The sequence below is a fragment of the Shewanella sp. genome (genome assembly GCF_047975355.1).
GTDB lineage: Bacteria > Pseudomonadota > Gammaproteobacteria > Enterobacterales > Shewanellaceae > Shewanella.
Genome location: NZ_JBKEDJ010000045.1, coordinates 78929 through 99639, shown reverse-complemented (window position 1 = coordinate 99639; position 20711 = coordinate 78929). Strand labels below are relative to the sequence as shown.

The 20711-nt window shown below is 48.4% G+C and carries 12 protein-coding genes; 4 read left to right on the top strand and 8 right to left on the bottom strand.

The window, feature by feature from the left end; translation table 11 throughout:
* Window positions 1-103 precede the first annotated feature (103 nt).
* Together ACK5NH_RS13580 and ACK5NH_RS13575 are read left to right on the top strand one after the other, a co-directional pair.
* Window positions 104-2617: a glucan 1,4-alpha-glucosidase gene (locus tag ACK5NH_RS13580; protein WP_416920871.1), complete on the top strand. Its 2514-nt coding sequence runs from the start codon at window positions 104-106 to the stop codon at window positions 2615-2617.
* A gap of 264 nt (window positions 2618-2881) precedes the next feature.
* Window positions 2882-4024: a hypothetical protein gene (locus ACK5NH_RS13575; RefSeq protein WP_416920869.1), complete on the top strand. Its 1143-nt coding sequence runs from the start codon at window positions 2882-2884 to the stop codon at window positions 4022-4024.
* On the opposite strand, the gene ACK5NH_RS13570 is transcribed toward ACK5NH_RS13575, so the two are convergent.
* The gene (locus ACK5NH_RS13570) at window positions 4011-4820 is read right to left on the bottom strand and encodes an AraC family transcriptional regulator (RefSeq protein ID WP_416920906.1); all 810 of its coding nucleotides are present in this window, start codon (window positions 4818-4820) and stop codon (window positions 4011-4013) included. The two genes, ACK5NH_RS13575 and ACK5NH_RS13570, sit on opposite strands and share 14 nt — an antisense overlap.
* A gap of 106 nt (window positions 4821-4926) precedes the next feature.
* Between ACK5NH_RS13570 and ACK5NH_RS13565 the strand changes: the two genes are divergently transcribed.
* Window positions 4927-6315, top strand: a complete 1389-nt coding sequence (locus ACK5NH_RS13565) for an SLC13 family permease (RefSeq protein WP_416920867.1) — start codon at window positions 4927-4929, stop codon at window positions 6313-6315.
* A gap of 237 nt (window positions 6316-6552) precedes the next feature.
* Here the strand turns inward: ACK5NH_RS13565 and ACK5NH_RS13560 are convergent, their stop codons facing one another.
* The 7 genes from ACK5NH_RS13560 to ACK5NH_RS13530 all read right to left on the bottom strand — a co-directional run bounded on the left by ACK5NH_RS13560 (window position 6553) and on the right by ACK5NH_RS13530 (window position 16920).
* Entirely contained in the window at window positions 6553-7161 is a 609-nt protein-coding gene (locus ACK5NH_RS13560) for a PqiC family protein (protein WP_416920865.1), read from the bottom strand.
* A gap of 1 nt (window position 7162) precedes the next feature.
* The gene (pqiB, locus tag ACK5NH_RS13555; protein WP_416920863.1) at window positions 7163-8815 is read right to left on the bottom strand and encodes an intermembrane transport protein PqiB; all 1653 of its coding nucleotides are present in this window, start codon (window positions 8813-8815) and stop codon (window positions 7163-7165) included.
* A gap of 28 nt (window positions 8816-8843) precedes the next feature.
* The gene (locus ACK5NH_RS13550) at window positions 8844-10124 is read right to left on the bottom strand and encodes a PqiA/YebS family transporter subunit (RefSeq protein ID WP_416920861.1); all 1281 of its coding nucleotides are present in this window, start codon (window positions 10122-10124) and stop codon (window positions 8844-8846) included.
* A 122-nt stretch (window positions 10125-10246) separates the two neighbouring features.
* The gene (locus tag ACK5NH_RS13545) at window positions 10247-11716 is read right to left on the bottom strand and encodes an efflux transporter outer membrane subunit (RefSeq protein WP_416920859.1); all 1470 of its coding nucleotides are present in this window, start codon (window positions 11714-11716) and stop codon (window positions 10247-10249) included.
* A 2-nt stretch (window positions 11717-11718) separates the two neighbouring features.
* On the bottom strand, window positions 11719-14826 hold the full coding sequence (locus tag ACK5NH_RS13540; RefSeq protein WP_416920857.1) for an efflux RND transporter permease subunit: 3108 nt from the start codon (window positions 14824-14826) through the stop codon (window positions 11719-11721).
* Entirely contained in the window at window positions 14823-15923 is a 1101-nt protein-coding gene (locus ACK5NH_RS13535) for an efflux RND transporter periplasmic adaptor subunit (protein ID WP_416920855.1), read from the bottom strand. The genes ACK5NH_RS13540 and ACK5NH_RS13535 overlap by 4 nt, the downstream gene beginning before the upstream one ends.
* A 91-nt stretch (window positions 15924-16014) precedes the next feature.
* Window positions 16015-16920, bottom strand: a complete 906-nt coding sequence (locus tag ACK5NH_RS13530; RefSeq protein ID WP_416920853.1) for a LysR family transcriptional regulator — start codon at window positions 16918-16920, stop codon at window positions 16015-16017.
* Between the two features lie 772 nt (window positions 16921-17692).
* On the opposite strand from ACK5NH_RS13530, the gene ACK5NH_RS13525 reads away from it, so the two are divergent.
* Window positions 17693-20365: a TonB-dependent receptor plug domain-containing protein gene (locus ACK5NH_RS13525; protein WP_416920851.1), complete on the top strand. Its 2673-nt coding sequence runs from the start codon at window positions 17693-17695 to the stop codon at window positions 20363-20365.
* Window positions 20366-20711: the final 346 nt, after the last annotated feature.

The window sequence follows — 20711 nt, the reverse complement described above, 5'->3', positions numbered from 1 at the left end:
CAAGCTTGGCGTTTGAGCGACTCAAACGCCAAGACTTAGCCACATAGCTTACAACTAGAATAAATCGCAATTAGCACCAACTTTTGACTGGGGAGATTTTGATATGACATCGACAACAGTAAGTCTGCAACAGGTTCGCAGCAACTTAACCCGTAAGCCGATTGCGCTTGCGATCGCAGCGAGCCTTATAGGCTTAGCCAGTTTAAGCGGTTGTTCACCCTCAGCTCCCAAAACAGGCACAGACGCTTCTGCACCGACCATAACCAAAGACAGTGGCGCGAACGCACAGATTGCCCCCGGCGCACCGGGTAAAGCACCGACTTGGGCGTTCTCGGGCAAAACCGGCATAGGCACCTCCTATGAGCCTTATACCCAAGGTCAATATCAAGATAGTGCCCAAAGTCCCATTAGCCGAGTGTGGTTCTCCGTCGCGCAGGGGATTTTAACCGAGACCATGTACGGCCTTATTCACAATGCTCAGCTCAAAGAGTTGCAATTTGTGATCACCGGCAATGGCTTTGTCGATACCGAGAAAGACAACACCATCAGCAGCATTGAATACTTAGATACCGACGCCAATGGCCGCCCACTATCCTTGGCCTATAAGATTATCAATCGCGACGTTGAAGGTAAGTATCAGATAGAAAAACATATCTTTACCGATCCCGACCGCGATACGCTGATGATGCGCGTGACGTTTACCGCCTTTGAAGCAGGCATCACACCACATTTATACGTTAACCCCCATATCGATAATGCGGGCGCGAATGATATTGGCAGAATCGATCATCAAGCCCTTATCGCTCGCACCGCTGACCCACACAGCAGCGTGATGACGGTTAAATCGGATATCGATTTTACGCAGGCGACCACGGGCTTTGTCGGTGTATCCGACGGTTTGGCCGATTTAGCCGATAACGGCAAGCTCGATACGCTGTATCAGGCCACCAGCAACGCCGAGAAGCCTACTCAAGGCAACATTGCTTTTACCGCCAGTTATCCAGCACTCCAAGCTAATCAACCTCTTAATGTGAATTTAGCGATTGGTTTTGGCCAGGATGAGGCCAGCAGTTTAGCCAGTGCCAACGCCAGCTTAACGGCGGGGTATGACGCTGTGCTCAGTCAATACAACGCCAGTTGGCACAGTTATTTACAATCGTTACCCGCGATGCCTGATATGGCGCAAAGCACCACAGATAATGGCAAGCTGCTGTATACCAGTGCCATGGTACTCAAGGCGCAGGAAGATAAAACCTACGCGGGCGCCCTTATCGCGTCGCTTTCTAATCCTTGGGGCGATACAGTCCCTGCTGTCACACCCAGCACGGGCTACAAGGCCGTTTGGCCCCGAGACTTTTACCAGTGCGCCATGGCATTTCTCGCCATGGGCGATACACAAACGCCTAAAGTCGCCTTTGAGTACCTTAAAAAGGTGCAAGTGAGCGACAAAACTCCAGGTTTTAGCGGCACACCCGGTTGGTTTTTACAAAAGACCCATGTGGATGGCCAAATCGAATGGGTGGGCGTGCAGCTCGACCAAACGGCTATGCCGATCATGCTCGGCTGGAAACTCTGGCAGGCAGGCGTACTCAACCAAGCGGAACTGAGCCATTGGTATCAAGAGATGCTAAAAGCCGCGGCGGACTTTTTAGTCAGCGGCGGCGAGGTGAATCTTGACTGGAATCACACGCAAATTACGCCACCGAAAACCCAACAAGAACGTTGGGAAGAACAAGCTGGTTATTCGCCTTCCACCACGGCCGCAGTGATCGCAGGTTTAGTGGCCGCGAGTGATATTGCCAAGGCTGTAAACGATAGCGATGCCAGTCAGCGTTATCTCGCAACCGCCAAAACGCTTAATCAACAACTTGAAAAACACTTAGTGACGACTCAAGGTTTGCTTACAGATAGTCAAGGCATAAAGGCGCCTTATTATCTGCGATTAAGCCCCAACGGTGAGCCAAACACCGCCGAGCAACTCGCCGCTAATAATGGTCGTGCGGGATTAGATCAACGTCAGATCCTCGATGGCGGCTTTTTAGAGTTGGTGCGCTATGGCGTGCGTGGCGCCACCGATAAGCTGATTAATCAAAGCCTAGCACTGGTGGATAATACTGAGCTTGAGGACAATTTACGCCTCAAATACAACTTTACTGCAAAAGATGGCAGCAGCGTTCCCGGCTTTAGGCGTTACGGTAACGATGGCTACGGTGAAGATACTCTCACTGGCGCAAACTACGCCGAATCGGGCAGTAATAGCGACAACCAACGCGGCCGCGTCTGGCCCTTCTTCACCGGTGAACGTGGCCATTTTGAGCTGGCCCTTGCCAGTGCCAAGGGAGAGCTAAGCGGTGCTCACGCGCAGCAAACCAAACAGCAGCTTATCAATACCTATGTGCAAGGGATGGAAACCTTCGCCAACGCGGGGCTAATGCTCCCCGAGCAAGCATGGGACGGTGTGGGTAACACCACACGTTACCAATATCAACTCGGCCAAGGCACTAACTCCGCCACCCCGCTCGCCTGGACCCACGCTGAATATATCAAGCTGGTGCGTTCAATGAGCGACGGTCAAGTATGGGATAACTACCCTATAGTCCCAGAAGCATTGAAATAGTTTTTAAGGCTGATCCCAGTAAGTAAAGCCCGCAAAACCTCAGTTTTGCGGGCTTTATGATCCAAAGCTGCATTTCATTCAGAACCGACTTAATACCTTCAATTCGCCCACATCATCCATCTGTACACAGTTGAGGTATTCTCTGATTTTTACGTGAATACTTGTTTTTATTGCAGTTGTTTAAATAAAAAATTGACTTACAGAAGTCGGCTTAAATGTTAACCTGTTTGCGATTTTGTTAATTTATCGATAAATGGAGTTTTGATGAAACATTTAAAAACCGCAATCAAATGGATTTTGCTCACGCTATTCTTGGTGCCAGTGAGTCTTTATCTGATCCTTGTCGTCATCAACATGAAAGATAGCCCAGCTTCAGAACAGGCTAAAGCCTACCTAGACGAAATTCAAAAGAGTGATAAGGCGTTAGCCGACAACCAAGCTCAGAATGCGTATCTCTATGCACTGGGCTTTGATGTGAATAGTGGCGGCTCACCTATGGATGCCGGGATTTCTCGACTCAAAACCATACAACAGCTTGGCATTTTGGAACGTTCCCCAACACTAAACACAACTCCTATAGATAAACCGCAAACACCATTCAACGAGTGCATTAACCGTGATGATTTTATGTCCAGTTGTCTTCCTGTACTGGCAGAACAAACGCCTTTTGACGAACTCCTCGTAACAAACGCCGAATTAATCGCGCGATATAAAACATTAATTCAGTTAGATACTTGGCAAGAAGGCAGCCAGTTTAATGTCTTTTTGTCTTCTCCATCACTTTCACATCTGCTCACGGCACAGAAACTCTACTTCATCGATTTACTGGCTCACGCTCATACCATGTCTGCGCAGCAGATTGCCGATGTGATTAATCAAGATATGTTGTTTTGGCAACGCGTAGCAGCCAACACCCATGTGCTACTGATAAAAACCGTTAGTCAAAACGGCATCACAACAAATATGAAATTTGGCGAATTGGTCTTAAAGCAATTACCACACGCTCAACTCAGCAGCGCTATTCCCGTTAGCTGGCAGATGCCTGTTCCTTCAGCTGTGATGTCGTTTGAGCGCACGAAAGCGGGTGAATGGTATTACTTTACAGGCATGACCAAAGCATTACAGGCAATTGATGGTGAAGATATCACTGCAACAGTGACGCAATGGTTACTGACACCGTTAATGCAACATCAAGACACGGCGAATCGCTACGCGGCGATTTTAGATGGTACAACACCTCTGCAGACTTGCCCTGCTCATTTGTCTATCGCTGTCGTCGGTCAGTTTATGTATAACCCGCTAGGTAAATTTGTCCTCTGCTCTAGCATTCCACCATTTGACCGCTATCAACAAGGTTTGAATGAGCTTGAGCCACAAAGAGCCCAGCTCATCACTAGACTGCTGTAGACCTGTTACTTAGGGCTGTGGCTTGCACGCTTTTTTGGGCGTATTCCTGTGGCGTGCAACCAAATAGGGCTTTAAATGCTGCGCTAAAGCTACTGACACTCAAATACCCAAGTCTATGGGCCACACCCGTCGTGCTCTCCCCTTGGGTTAACCGCTCAAGGGAGTTGAGTAATCGGTATCTTTGGCGCCATTGCCTGTAGGTCTGTCCGGTTTCGGCTTTAAAGAGTCGTTCTATGGTTCGAATACTCGCCCCCGCGCCTTGGGCTAATTCGGCCAAGGTATACTCCGCCTGCGGTTTTTTGATCAACAGTTGGATCACTCGACCAAGACGCGGATCCGAGCCCGCATTCAAATAGGTATTCACACTGTCTAGCGCATCTAACTCGTCTATGGCACTTAAGCCTAGGCGAAAATACTTGGCTGGTTCCATTGTGGCGTCTTGGCATAGCTTCAGCACCATTTCACGCATTAGCGGCGTCATAGTAACCATCACCACCTGCGTGTCCTGCACTCTAACGCGATAACTGGGATCGATATATAAATTGCGAAGATGAGCTTGGGTTTCACAGTTAATTTGATGTCGGCACCCACTGGGAAGCCACACGGCATGGGTCGATGGCACCACCCAAACCGCATTATCGCTCTGAACCCGTAAAATCCCTTTTGCCGCCCAAAGTAACTGCCCCCGAGGGTGAGAATGGGGCTCGACGCCCATTTCGGCCTCGAGATTGCGCGCATTACTCAATACGGGACGATTTGCGTCTAACGTGAACGCAAATTGGCTGGGTGCCAACATTGTCGCTTTAGAAATAACATCTGGCACATTGCCACCTTAAAACGCCATATCAACTGGGCTATCTTAGGCCGCAATATCAAAGCCCGCAATATTAAGGTGATCCCCTATGGGTAAGTTAAGTATTAAAAAATGGTTGATCTTTAGCGCCATGCTCGTCGCCGTTTTGTTGGCCATGTTTCCATTCGAGCAGCACCCAGCACTTTTTTCCTACAGCGCATCTGTCGTACTCATCACCCTGCTATTTTGGAGCACAGGTTTTATTCCGCCCTTTATGGCGGGGCTGATCTTTTTTGCCTTGGCCACCATTTTCAAGCTGATTGATCCCAGTGTGTTGTTCTCGGGATTCGGTTCGGCGGCGGTGTGGTTAATCATCTCCGGCTTTGTGATTGGCAGCGCCATTTCAGAGTCGGGATTAAGTCGCCGGCTCGCCGCCCTTATCGCCCCCGCGTTAACCATGAGTTATCCGCGCATGATTGCAGGACTGGTCATCAGCGCGATGTTACTGGGATTTGTGATGCCATCCTCCGTTGGGCGCGCGGTTGTGATGCTGCCCATCGGCATGGCCTTGGCCGAGCAGATCGGGTTTAGCCGTGGCAGCAATGGCCGAATAGGCATAGCCACCGCCCTAGCACTCGCCTGTAATATGCCCAGCCTTGCGGTGCTGCCCGCTAATATTCCCAACATGATTTTGGCAGGTGCGAGCGAAAATCTGTTTAACGTGCATTTTGGCTATGCTGAATATCTGTTTCTGCACTTTCCGATTTTGGGTCTGCTCAAATCGGCCATAATAGTGGCGCTCGTGGTGTATTTGTTTCCGGCCAAGATTGATAAAACCCAGATGGCGACAGCGACGGATATCGAGGCGTATGATGTGGTCAAGCAAATTAAACTCGGGGTGTTACTCATCATCACCCTGTTATTTTGGATAACAGACTCATGGCATGGGATCAATCCTGCATGGGTGGGGCTAACGACCGCCATCATCCTTTTGCTGCCGAAATGGGGCATTATTGAGCCAAAGCGTTTTAATCAATCGGTTGATTTTTCAACGGTTATCTTTGTTGCCGCCGCACTCGGACTAGGCGTCTTAGTCAATCAATCAGGGCTTGGCAGCGAACTCGGCCAAGTATTCAGTCAATACCTTCCCTTGTCACAAGATGCCTCTTTCCTCAACTTTATGTCCTTATCACTGATATCGACCTTAACTGGATTAGTGGCAACCGTGCCTGGCGTGCCCACGGTATTAACCCCAATGGCTGCCGACTTGGCGAATGCGACAGGGTTTTCTCTCCCTGCGGTATTGATGACCCAAGTGATCGGCTTTTCGACGGTGATTTTCCCCTATCAAGCGCCGCCGCTGATTTTGGCGATGCAACTATCTCAGGAGTCACTCACTAATCTATTGAAGATCACCTTACCCTTGACGCTAATCACGCTATTGGTGTTGATTCCATTGGACTATCTTTGGTGGCACTTACTAGGATGGATTAGTTAACTCTCCCCCAGAAGCATTAACATGCTTTTCCAACGACAAACCTTAAGATGAAGGCGACATTAAGCAACCCTTGCTTAGACTCAGCAAGCCTAAGCTCAGCTAAATGTCGCCTTGGCAGTACTTCGCCTTAGTCCCCTGAAAGTGAAGCAAGCCAAGAAATATCTGCAAACTTATTTATGCGCAGCTTTCAACGCCTATATTCAAGGCGCTTACTTACTGCCAACGCAATATTTTTGCCTATTGAGCTGACGATAGTTGAGATTGCATATGCGGCGCCGCCATTAAACGGATATCGCCAGCAAGCTGTATCAGCCCTTTATCCATACTGTTGACCAATGCGGGATAACCTTCTTCGGTTAAGGGGATCCGATATTGGAATGGCTGCTCAAGCAACACTTGTTGCATACCATCCAAAAGGCGCCACTGGCCACCAATCACTGCATCGCCTATATAGCTGCCATAAAACTCCGTCACTGTGAGGGCGAGTTGGACGGGTTTAGCGGGACTGTTAGCTGGCAAAGTCCAGCTAGTAGGTAAAGTACATGACTGGCTCAGCAAATTGTTAAGCCGAAATTGAATTTGCTCGGCTAGAGAGCCGGCCCATAAATGCTGGCGTGCCACAACGAGCTCCTGCGGCGACGTTTGATATACCAAGCCATTGCTATTGAGATAGTCAGCCATGCTCACCTGATTAACGCTTAACGAGCACGACTCACTGGGACCTATAACGCCGGTACTTGTAGCTGAACCAGCAGCATGTTGCAGGGCGATAAAATAGGTTTTAGGCGCGGGCTGACTGCTACAGCCCGTCATCAAAAATGCAATAAATAACACTAAAATACGCATATTAGTTACCTTTTACTGGGATTGGATCTGCGGGCAGATCAGCCCCTAAAATAAGTGAGTTTGGCTTTTGATTTAGCTGGCGCGACAAAGGCGCTAATTCCTTCATCAAGGTTTGCAGTTGCTGCAGACTGGCCTGAAGCTCAGCATAAACACTCGACTCTGGCCCATATCCCTTCGCCGTCAAACTTACGGCTTTCAAGGTTTCCTGCATTTCTGCGGGCAGTGACTTCGTTTCTTGTTGTTGCAACACTTGGTCTAAGCTGGCGCCAACCTTATCCCATTGCGCTAGTGCACTGGCGGTGTTCTGTAACGTGGTATTCACCTCAGTGAAGGTTTTTTCCAGCGGTAAGTTATTAAGCTTGCTAATAAGCTGTCCAACTTGTTTTTGGATCTCAGCCACACCTGCGCGCTGCGTCGGGAACACCGGATAGCCCATAAAATCAGTGGTTTGATAAGGCTTAGCATCTGCATATAAATCCAGATCGATAAACAAGGCACCCGTGAGTAAATTGCCCGTTTTTAGGCTCGCACGCAGACCCGAGTGCAACTCACGCTCGATTTCAGCGCGTAAATTATCCAGCCCTACCTGTTCAGCATGCTCAAATACCCGTGCTAATTCGATTTTGACCAATACGGGAATAGTACCATTGCTAAAGCGGCCAAAATGGGGATCGAGTTGTTGTAGCGTGAGCGGTGATTTCACCACTTCGCCTATAGTGATACCACGGAACTCCACACTTGCACCGTCGTGTAATCCACGAATAGACTCATCGAATAACATCACGAACTCCAAGTACTTGTCGTACACGCTTTGGCTCGCAAGTTCCTGTGAGTCATACAACCTAAATTCACTGCCTTCCTCAGTGATTTTGGCTCCCGCGAGACGCCCTTCGGGCAAACGGAAGCTCACACCGCCTGAGAGCAAGGTTTCTAGCGATCCCACCTGTAGATTTAACCCTTTGGCCGAGAGCTGCATATTGATGCCAGAGGTCAGCCAAAACTGGCTGTTATCACGAACGAGCTCATCGTAGGGTTTATTGATGAACAACTGGTAGAACGCTTCGCGACGCTCGGTGTTAAATCCTAGGGTTTCTACTCGGCCCACTCGAAAACCTTCATAGAGCACAGGATCGCCCACACTTAGCTTACCTGCTTGCGGGCTACTCAGGGTGATCCGAATCCCCTCCTCGTCGGCCGAAGCCACAGGTGGATTATCCAGCACGGTAAATTCATACTGGGGCGCGCCAGATTTACCCGGCTCTAATTCGATATAAGCGCCCGAGAGCAAGGTATCTAACCCCGAAACACCTTCCATGCCGATCCGCGGTTTCACCACCCATAAACGTGCATCTTGCTTTAACATGCGCTTGGCATCGTTTGAGATCCGCGCCGTCGCCACAATGGCGCTGTAGTCATCACTTAATTTAATGCTTTCAATCACCCCAACATTCACATTACGGGACTTTATAAAGGTTTTACCGACTTCAATGCCCTCGGCGGTCTTTAAATGCAGTTGGATTTCGGTACCCAATTGGCTGAAATAGCTATATAACATCCAGCAGCCAATCATGGCCGCGATGAGAGGGATCATCCATACGGGGGAAAGTTGCCGAACTTTAGACTCTTTAGCTCGGATATTTTCATTATTTATCATGTTATTACTCATTTTAAATGGGTAGTATCTATCGATTTGTGCTGAAGGATTGTCGCCACAACACTCGAGAATCAAAGGTTATGGCTGACAGCATGGTTAAGATCACGACCATGGCAAAGGACAGCGCGGCTGGGCCAGGTTTAATCGCCATTAATTCATTGAGTTGCACCAATGCTGTCAATAAGGCCACCACAAAAATATCAATCATCGACCAACGACCGATGAATTCCGTCACTCGGTAAAGCTGTTGATTTTTAATGGTTTGCTCTGGTGAATTAGATTTTCCTGCTTGGCGGAATAAGTAAGCCAAAGAGGCTATTTTGGCTGTCGGGATTACGATGCTGGCAAAGAAGATAATCGAGGCCACAGGATAAGATCCCAAGTGCCATAACAGCACAACGCCGCTGATAATCGTTGAAGCCTCTGTTTGCCCCACGCTAGTGGTGTACATAATCGGATAGAAATTTGCCGGAATATAAAACACGGCCGCCGCGAGCAAAAAGGCCCATGCGGCCTGCATACTGGTTGCGGGTAAGTATTTATGTACAGGCCCTGAGCAGCGGCAACATTCCGAAGCATCGATGGCATTTAACTGGCCGCAGATAGGACACACTGAATGATTATGTTGTAAGTGCGACTCACCCACCCTCACATAAGGTGTCACCTCTCTGGGGGTTAATTTATCCCATACCCACGAGCTATCGACTAGGCTGACAAACTTCACTAATAACAAGGTATACACACAAAAAGCCCAAAACGACGGGCCAAAGCCGACTTCTGCCAGCGACAGAATTTTCACCATGGCGACTAATATCCCCACGAGGAACACATCTGCCATCAGCCAAGACTCAAATTGAAATACCCGCTTGCTCCAAGGTTTGAGCCACTTAAGCTCAATCGTTTTTCCTTGCTGCACTAAGTAGGCTTGCCAATAAATAAACATTGAAAAACTGATATAAATTAATGGCAATATCATCACACACAACAAGATAAGCATGGCCAACAGGCTATTGCTGGCATAATGCATGCTGATCAGCGCCGACCACAAACTCGCCTCTTGGGATAAGCCCTGCACACTGAATGATAAGAAAGGGAACCCCAGACTCAGGCCCAACATCATTAGGGTAGCGATCCCATAGGCCCAAATAGGCTGAAACGGTGTGGTTAATGCGGACTGCAAACTATGTTGACATCTTGGACAATGGGCGCGATAGCCGGGTTTGGGCTCTATATAAGGCGTGACTAAACCACATTCCTCACAGGCCTGTAAAACCCCCTCATGCTGGGGGGAAGAACGACACTTTGACACGACAACTCCTAAAACACTGGCTCAGATTAAAGAATATTTTCAGCGACTAACTAACCGAAATGCTGATAAAGCGTTCCTGCAGTGGGGAGATCTCCCAACTGCAGGAACATCCTCATGCACCCTTAATCCATATCGTTTGCCAGTGTCCAATCGCCACCTAAGGCCTTGTAGAGCGATACCACACTCGATGCCGTTTGTAGACGGGCTAACACCTCCGCATCCTGCATATTGTTTTTCACATTTTGCGCATTTAGTACGCTCAAGTGATTTTCTAACCCGGCGCGATAAAGCGACGTCGCTTTTTGCACTGCAACCTCAGACTGCATCTCAGCTTCAGCAATAAAGCGATGATATTGCTGGTTATTGCCATAATGCTTTAGCACGGTTTCGACTTCATTGATGGCATTATTTACCGCCTGCTGATAGCTAAGCGCTGCGGTCTTAAAGCCCGCTTCCTGTATCTCCACCATGGCTTGTGTACGACCGCCATCGAAGACATTCCAACTCACGCCCGCACCTAGACCCCAGGTAAGGGAATCCGATGAGAAAAGATCGCCGATATGATCGGCCGATAATCCTGGTGCTCCCGTCAAGAAGAAGCTCGGATACTTAGCCGCAATCGCTGCGCCAAGCTCTTGGTTTTTAGCGGCCATCTCACGCTCTGCAATCGCAATATCTAAGCGGCGTGTCAGTAACTCTGAAGGAACGCCCGTTGGGATGAGTTGCTTCATCGCGGGCAAAGCAGCCGCGCTTAGGCGCCCTGATGTATCGGTAAGACTTTCCCCCAATAAAATCGCTAATCGATGCAAGTGCGCCTGCTCGGCGGAACTTAACATGGGTAACATGGCCTCGCTGGCGGCAAGTGCCGCCTTGGCATTGGCGACATCCAGTGGAGAGCCATAACCATTACGCTCCAATGATTCCACCAAGGCCAACACTTCAGCTTGCTCGGCGATGTTTTGCCTTGCGATCGCAATGCGCTCCTGCGTACCACGGTATTGCAGGTAGTTATCGATGACCTCAGCAGTCATTAGGGTAGTCAGATTAGCGCGATACAATTGTGCCTGTTCGGCACGGATTTCAGCAGCCTGACTTAAACTCGCAATCCGGCCAAACAAATCGGCTTCCCAAGCAATAGTCGCGCCCACTGTCGTACTGTTCGGATCGCGATTCATCAACTTAAGGTTACCGCCACCTAAACTATCGGGCAGGCCTATTCCCCCAACCGCACTCCCCATCAGCGGATCGTTTTCACTGATGCGCATATCGAGGTAACCCGCGCCCACCGAAATAGTAGGCACTTTTAACGATGAAACCGCCGCTTGATAGGCCCGTGCGGCACGTACACGCTCACTGGCGATTTGCAGACTAATATTTTGTTGCTGCGCCTTTGCCACCAGCGCATTGAGCTGAGGGTCGTTGAACTGATGCCACCAGGCTTGGTAAGCCAATGCTTTTTGGCTTACACCCTCAGTCGCCGCATTTAAATACAACTCACTGACTTTCAGCTTTGGCGGTGCATAGTCCGGAGACAGACTACATCCCCCTAGCAAACTCATTGCCGTAAAGGCCACTAATAGATGTTTGTTCATGATCAGACCTCTTTGGCACTGCTAATAACCGAATGTGTGTTGTCCGTTTGTGCGTCAAGTAATGCATCTTCCTCACGCTCATCCCGACGATAAAAGAGTCGATACAAGGCAGGCATCACAAATAAGGACAGCACGGATGCTGCGGTCAAACCGCCAATAATGGTCGCGGCCATTTGGTCAAACAGTCTGTCAGTCAACAAAGGGATCATCCCAAGCGCCGTAGTCAGGGCCGCCATCGAAATCGCCATGGTGCGGTTGAGCGTCGCCGCCTTAATCGCCTCGGCAATTCTGCGACCATTACGTCGTTCGAGCTCAATCTGATCCATTAATACAATGCCATTTTTGATGATCATTCCCGACAAACAGATCATGCCGACAATCGCCATAAAGCCGAAGGGTTTGTCCAGTAACAATAAGCTCCAGACTATGCCTATCGCCGCCAATGGCAGAGTAATCATAATGATCATTGGTTGACGGAATGCGTTAAACATCGCCACCAAAATAATCACCATCAACAGCGTGGCCTTAGGGTTTTGCTGCATCAAGTCGTCAATCGAGCGCTGCTCATCGTAGTATTCACCACCCCATTCCATCCGATAGCCTTCCGGCAGTGCAATGGCCTCGATATCGGCCGCAATACTCTGGCGCACGTTCGATGCAGTATCGCCACTCACGCCCGCTTGAGCCGTGATCGCAGGTAAGCGGTTGCGACGCCATACCATGCTTTCTTCACCTTGGATCTCGATACTCTCAACCACTTGCCCCATAGGCACGCTGTGTGTGCCGAGTAATGAGCGCACGGGAATATTTTCAAAATGTTCCAAAGAGGCATCGGCGCTACGTAATTTAATCGGGATCAAATCGTCACCGTGTCGCATAGTGCCAACATTGGTGCCTTCAGTAACACGATTGATGGCATTGGCAATATCGGTGCGCGTCACACCTGCTAAACGGGCGGCATGCATATCCACCTGTGGCGTCATGACTTTGCTCTCTTGACGCCAGTCATCACGAACGTACTTTAAGTTCGGATGTTGGCGCATGATGTCCTTGGCCTGATCGGCTAAGCTATGCAGCACCTCGGGATCCGGACCAATAAAACGCGCTTCAATCGAATATTTATCCTTAGTCGCCAGCTTTAGCTCCCTAAATCTTGGCTCTGCATAAGGAAACTCCTTGGCTAACCAGGCATCGCCCTGCTGGATTAAGTTTTCGATATCTTCAAAATTGCGCATATTGACTAGGATTTGGCCGTAGCTCGAATCCAAAGGCTCCGGCTCGACAGTGACCGAGAAACGCGGCGCACTCTCGCCCACATAACTAGAGATACTTGCCACCTCCGGTCTCGCCAATAACCATTGCTCGATCTTGCGCATATCCGTCGATGTTTGTTCGATACGCCCGCCATTGGGCAGCCAATAATCGAGGAACACGATGGCGCGATCGGACGACGGCATAAAGTTCACTTTCAATAACGGTGCGACCAGTAAGGTGCCCAGCAGTAAAGGTACGGTAAAGAGAATAGTCTTCTTCGGGTTTTCCACGACCCACTCCACCGCTTGTTGATACATCAGAACGTAGCGAGAAGGCGGTTTCGCATTTTCAGCATCGGTTTCGCTGGTTTTCCCCAAAAAGTACCAACACATGAGCGGTGTAACGACCATGGCGATAATCCATGAGAGCAGTAGCGAGCTACACAACACCTGCACAATAGAGAGTGAAAACTCCGCCGAGTCAGTTTGTGATAACAGCACTGGCGCCGTACCCATCGCAGCTATCACAGTAGCGCCAAGAAGTGGCATAGCCATTTCTTTAATGCTGTCGATGACCGCCTGAGTGCGCTCTATGCCCTGCTTGATCTTGGCTTGGAACAAGTCGACGATCACAATGGCATTATCCACCAGCATCCCTAGCGCCAACACAAAGGAGCCGAGGGAGACCCGCTGCAGATCTACGCTGGTTAGATTCATATAAATCAAGGTGAACAGAATAGTGAGCAGCAAACTCACCCCCACAATCGTGGCGCTGCGCCATCCCATAAAGATCAGCAGCACTACAACCACAATCACCACACTCTCAATCAAGTTAACAATAAAGTTGTTAACTGACTTTTGTACTTCCTCCGGTTGATAGGCAATCACCCCTATGCCCGCACCATCCGGCAACTTGGCTTGATAATCGGTCAATACACTCTTCAAGGTATCACCGATGCTTACCACGTTTATGCCATTCACAGGGCTGACGGCTAAAGTAATCGCCTGTTGGCCGTTATAGCGGCTGAGAGTTGAGGCAGGATCTTGATATTCCATAGTCACATCGGCAATATCCCCTAAGCGGATCACCGCCGATTGCAGCCCATTTAAGCCCGTTTGAATGCTGAGATTACGAATATCATCGATACTTTTAAAGGTATCACCCTGCTCCACGCGCAGGTTTTCGATGCCGAGATCGAAATCCCCCGCCACGATAGGCATATTCTGGCTATGCAATTGCTCAACCAACTGTAGCATGGTGAGGTTGGCTTCAGCCAAACGTTCCTCAGAAATGCGGATATTGACCACTTGCTCGTTAATGCCGTGCAGTTGGACTTTTTTCACCCCATCGACAGCCTTAATGCGGCGTTGTAATTCCCGCGCATGGTCCTTCAGCTCAGCCATTTCCATATTGTCGCCATATACCGCAAACAACATGCCGTAGACTTCAGAGAATTCATCTTGAACTATGCTGATCTGCGCCTGCACTGGTAGCTCTAATTTGACGTCTTCCACTTTACGGCGCATCAAATCCCACTGTTGTGGCAATGCCTCTGAGTTCACTTTCTCCTTGAGATCGACAAAGATCATCGAACTACCCGGACGGGATAGTGAACGTAGTTTCCAGAGGGATTCCATCTCCTCGAGCTTAGTTTCAATTTTATCTGTGACTAACTGCTCCACTTCCTTAGCATTGGCGCCGGGATAGAGGGTCACAATCACCGCACTTTTTACGGTAAAAGACGGATCTTCCAACTTGCCCAAATCAAAGTAGGAATAAATCCCCGCGATGATCGACAACACAGTGAAGAAAATAATGAACGTTTTTTGCCTTAGCGCAAAGGTTGAAAGACTCATGATTTAACTGACGCCCCATCCAAAATGGTGACGGCTTGGCCTTCTTCCACAAAAGCGCCGCCCGCAATGACTATCTGCTCACCGGAGGTTATGCCGCCGGTCACACATAAGGAGTCGTCGGTCTGGCTCACCGATTCGACGGGGGTAGCACTCACATGCTCGGCAATGACGCGGTTCACATAAAGTTGGCTATCGCGGCTCGCGACCGCCAGGGCGGGAATACAATAAATCGGCTTATTGCTGGCATAAGGCAGGGCCACATCCACACTCACCGCCTTACCCGCAACTAACTGTTTTGGCGCGTGCGCGAGGTTGAAAGTCACTTCATAGGTGCGCTTTAAGCGATCGGGTACTGACGCGATTTTAGCCACAACAGCGGGCACGGCTTCAGTGCCTTTAAACCAAGTCACTTGCCCTTCAGAGCCAAGCTTAAGGTTCCAGATCTGACTCTCGGGGACATCAACAACCGCATTGAGTAATTCAGGGCGGTGAATCGTGAGGATTTTTGTGCCAACATTCACTTGCTCATGTTGATCCACAAAGGTTTTACCCACTACGCCAGCATAGGGCGCAGTCAGTTCTGTATAGTGCAGGGCATCCTGGGCTTTTTTCAGAGACTGGCTGACTAATTCGACTCCGGCTTTAGCACGCGCTTCGGCGGCAACAGCGCGGTCTAACTTCACGCTGGCAATCGCACGATCATTAATCGCACTTTTGACCCTTTGCAGCTCAATTTTTGCCAATTGATGGGCGGTTTTCGCCTCATCTAACTTAGCCGTCAGCTCCAGAACACTGACTTGAAAATCATGGGGATCGAGTCTGGCAATCACTTGTCCTTTAGCAACCTCAGTCCCTTCTTCGGCCAGTAATTCTGCAAGTACGCCTTGGACTCGGAAGGATAAATCCGCACGATTTTCCGACTCCAACACACCGCTAAACTTATAACCTTTATCCGTGACTGGTGATGGTAATTCCATCACCTGCACTAACGGACGCTTTGAGATTGTAAGGGTTTGGTCTTCACTGCTACCACAGCCAGCAAGTACTAATGCAATGCCTGCACAACACAAACCCGTTCCGATTTTGATTGGTTTCACTCTGTTCACCACAATTTCCAGTTACGACTAAGGTGGCACAGAGTAAAGGAGATGAATTTAGTGGACAATACTCAAAAAAGGCACATCAATGTCACGAATTTTGTGACAATGTGACATCAGGTGTCTTACTCGCCTCTTGAATTAAGCTATCGATCAGCAACCGAGCCGCATGGGTCATGCCTTTGCGGCTAGGATAGACCAACCAGGCATCATCAACATAAACCTCATATTCGGGTAAAACTTCAACCAGATTACCTAATTGCAAATGTTCACTCACACTTAATTCGGATAATAAACTGATCCCGGCCCCCTTTAATATGGCATGGCGAATGTAATGACTGCTGTTGGAAATAAGCCGACTTTTCACTCGATATTCGCCTAAGTTGAATTTCCAATGGTCTTCTAACTCTCCATTTTGCATACGATGAAGCATGAGTACGTGCTGATTAAGATCCTCTAAGGTTTTTGGCATACCATGGGTAGCAATATAATCAGGGCTTGCGTATAACTTTCGACACATCCGCATTAGAGGACGAGCCACAAAAGAATTATCTTTAATATGGCCAATATGAATACAGGCATCCAATCCATAATTTAAAATATCGTGATAACCCAGATTACTGACATGGGTTTCTATCGTAATTAAGGGATAGTTATTTAAAAAATCCTGTAATAGATTATGCGTGACCACATCCGCCTCTCCAACCAATCCCAACTTAACGGTTCCTGTTGGCATATTGCGTTGATTTTTGACCGACTCATTGAGTGATTCGAGCCTTGGAATAATTTCCAGTAACTGTTGGTGATAGTTTTCGCCTGTAGGTGTCAGTGATAATTGACGCGTAGTACGTGTAAACAGTTTAGTCCCTAGATCATCCTCTAACTCACCGATACGCCGGCTGACGGAAGCCCTTGGGATCCCAATCGAATTAGCTGCGGCGGCAAAGCTACCTAGCTCAACGACCAACAAAAAAAGCCTAAGATCATTAATTCTCACATTCACCTCGTTCTATCTGCCAGCCATCAGCGATACCCTCTCGCGCCGATCCGCTGACCTCGGTTTTTATCCCAGTAATGGTTCTCACTATACATGATAGCAAACAGATTTATCGACCTTTTGCTCCTAGCTAAATCAAGATGCAGCGTTTGCAATAAAGCAGCCTTTTTAAGCATAGCTAATTAATTAGATATTAATTAAGCAGCTTAAGTATAAACCGATTTTTTTTAGACACTATCCCAACATCGTCAAATACAAATTATCTTTATTCGTGACAGGGTGTTTCAGATTTATGGATAAATTCGAATATTTTAAAACTGAGAGTTTTGAAATTTAGAAATTTGACCATTTTGGCAAAATTAAAATGTTAAATTGTATTTTTAAGCCTAAATTAAGGTGCATTTTTAAACACTTAATAAGACCTTTTAAATTTACTGCTGCAATACTAGCTTGAGATAGATCACATTATTTAAAACCGCTTAATCCCGAACATTCATTTATAAAACTGATATTGTAAAGACAATGTTGAGTTACATTAAGATACAACCTGCCAATTTCGCACGCCGTACCGCCACTCTTTATTTTTAATTGCGCTTAATTAGCCTTTTAAATATTACAAATGCAACACCACTGCAGCCATTAAACAACAATTAAGCGGTTGATATTAAAATTGTTAATGATAATTTTCCGGCTATGGAGGGCAGTTGCAAATAAATATAAGCCATGATGAAAACCTTCCTGATCATCACGGCATAACAAAGGGAATGAAAATATGACTACGCAAACAACCGTGGCACGCGCGGTTCGTTTTAGTTTACTCGCTTTAGTATCAACATCCTTATCGCCGTTGGTTTTTGCCGCCGATGAAACGGCTGTTGTCGATGATAAAGTTGAGCGTATCGAGGTAACGGGTTCACGCATTAAACGTACCGATCTTGAGAATGCCTCCCCTATCGTGGTGGTCAGCGCCGCGGACATCGAAAAAGGTGGCTTTAACTCAGTGCAAGATGTATTAGGCAACCTGTCGCAAAACTCAGGCGGCTCGATGACGCAGCAGGAAGTCCACGGTTTTACCCCGGCGGCGTCTGCCGTCAACCTGCGTGGTGTGGGCGCCGGACGTGTGCTGACGCTGATCAACGGTAAACGTGTGCCTAAATATCCCTTTGGCGCTGGCGGCACCGACAGTTTTGTCGATACAGCTAATATTCCGTTAGGAGCCATTGAGCGTATTGAAATCTTAACCACAGGCGCCTCGGCAATTTACGGCTCAGATGCGATGGGCGGTGTTATCAACATCATCTTGAAAAAAGACGTTGAACAAAGCACCTTCAAATACCGTCACTCAGATACCTTCGACGGTGGCCTGCAGAATAACCAATTCTCGTTTATGACGGGTGTCAGCAGTGATAAAGCGAACCTGACCTTCTTCGCCGAATATGAAGATCGCCAAGCGTTAAAAGCGTCAGACCGCCCAGAATGGGGAACCGATATTGTCCCTGGTAACTACTATGCTGGTTACAGCTCCTATGGCGCCAACCTTGTGGATAGCAATGGCAAATTACTCAAGAGCTTAAGCGCTGCAGAATGTGATGCACGCGGCTATGTGATGATGGCCAATGGTAAGTGTGGGTATGATCGCTCAGCGCAGCGTGACTTCTCTCCTGAGCAGAAACGCTACTCTACCATGATCAATCTCACCAAAGATTTAAATGACGATCATCAGCTATACTCGCGCCTCGATTACACTCACGCCTCGACCTACACTGAGATTGAATCGGCAACGGTCGGCGAAGACTTTATGTTCAACGTGTCTGGCAATAACGTCACCATCCTTGATGAACAAAATGGATTATCGCAAGTCTTCGATAAAAATACCGCCTTCGGCGGAGATTTTGCAGGAGCGGCCGATGGTGATTATTACTACACTCGCCGTATGTCTGAGTTAGGTCCGCGGACCTCTGATTTTGAGACCAACAATTTCTCCTTCTTATTAGGCAGCAAAGGTTACCTCACCGATACTATCGAGTACGACACCTCATGGTCGATTGCCCGCCAAACGGTAGACTCCACCACTAAGGGCTCCCCAACCTACCAAAGCATGTGGAACTACCTTACCGCAGGCACAAACGGCAATTCGCTGCTGGATGTGATCTCGGCGGAAGATGCCGCAATGCTGGATTTCCAAGGCGGCAAGAAGGGGCAATCCACCCTGTCGAACCTTAACGCGGGGATCAGTGGCGAAGCCTTTGAATTACCAGCAGGCACAGTAGCTTATGCTGTGGGTGTCGAATACGGTAAAGAATGGTTCTACGACAAGTCCGATAGTTTCACCAGTAATGGTGGCGTAATTGGCAAAGGCGGTAGCAGCGCCCAGGGTGAACGTGAGCAATACGCAGGTTATGCCGAAGTCGCTGTGCCTGTGATCGAAAACCTCACAGTCACCCTTGCGGGTCGTTACGACTACTATGACGATTTATCCGATGTCGGCGGTCAATTTAGCCCACAGGTGGCGGTAGAATATCGCCCAATTGATAATCTGTTATTACGCGGTCTGTACGCCGAAACCTTCCGTGCGCCTGATATGCAGCGCTTATTTGGTGAGCCAACGGCAGCCTATAGCACAGTGATCGACACCCCAACCTGTGAAGCCGCAGGTGGTACGGGCCCTGCTTGTGAAAAGATTGACTCACTGCCAATTACTATCGGTGCAAACCCTGAGCTTGAAGCGGAAACCGGTAAAAACTATAACCTTGGCATCGTCTGGGATTATAACGATCTCAATTTAACCTTGGACTACTGGATTGTTGAAATCGACAACCTAGTCAATAGCCCAAGCGCCCAGTATATCTTGGATCACTCGGACGCCTTCGCCGATAAGATTTTCCGCGATGCAAGCGGCAAGTTAATTCAAGTGAATACTCAAGCCATCAACATGTCATCCCAAGAAACCTCGGGGATCGACTTCTCGGTTGGCTATCGCTATGAAACTTCAGGCCTTGGGGATTTAAGCGCACGCTTAGAAGGCACCTATCTGCTGAAATGGGAGGAGCAACTAACTCCGGATTCTGAGCCATTAGATCTGATCGATGGTGACGGCTCTGCCCCGCAAATCCGTGGTAACTTAAATCTCGGTTGGAACTACGATGACTTCGCTACCAACCTGCTGATCAAGTACACCGATAGCATGAATGGCCAGCGTAAAGAGGCATTCATTAACAATGGCTTAGCGGACAAGTATGCCGTCACTATCGACAGCCATGTCGAAGTGAACTGGGCCGCCAGCTATATGTTAACCGATGCGATTAAGTTCTCTGGCGGGATTAATAATATCTTCGATGCAGGCCCTGAAATTGACGAAACCCAAAACTCTTGGCCGCACTACCCACGTTCTTACTACAACGTTGTTGGGCGTGAATATTATTTAGCGGTAGAGATGAGCTTCTAATCAGATTTATGTCTTTGATTAGCATCGCTTCCTAAAACACAAAGCCGAGCAACTGCTCGGCTTTTCTTTATTCATGTCATTTTTAAGCATAGGTATCAATCGATTCCCCTTTACCCATCCCATGGGTTCGCTCCTGGGCAGTCTAAATCACCTCTTCCACTTTGGCAGGTGCAAACTGAGCTTGTAACACAGAGGGTGAAGACAAACGGTTGGCGGCATAGCTATGCGCTAACATTGGGCTGCTTGCACTGATATTCATCGCGATCCCCTTGTCGATTTAGGCTCAATAGACAGGCTCAATACTTAGACTAGAAGCTAATACTTAACTGACGCTTAAGCTTTCGTC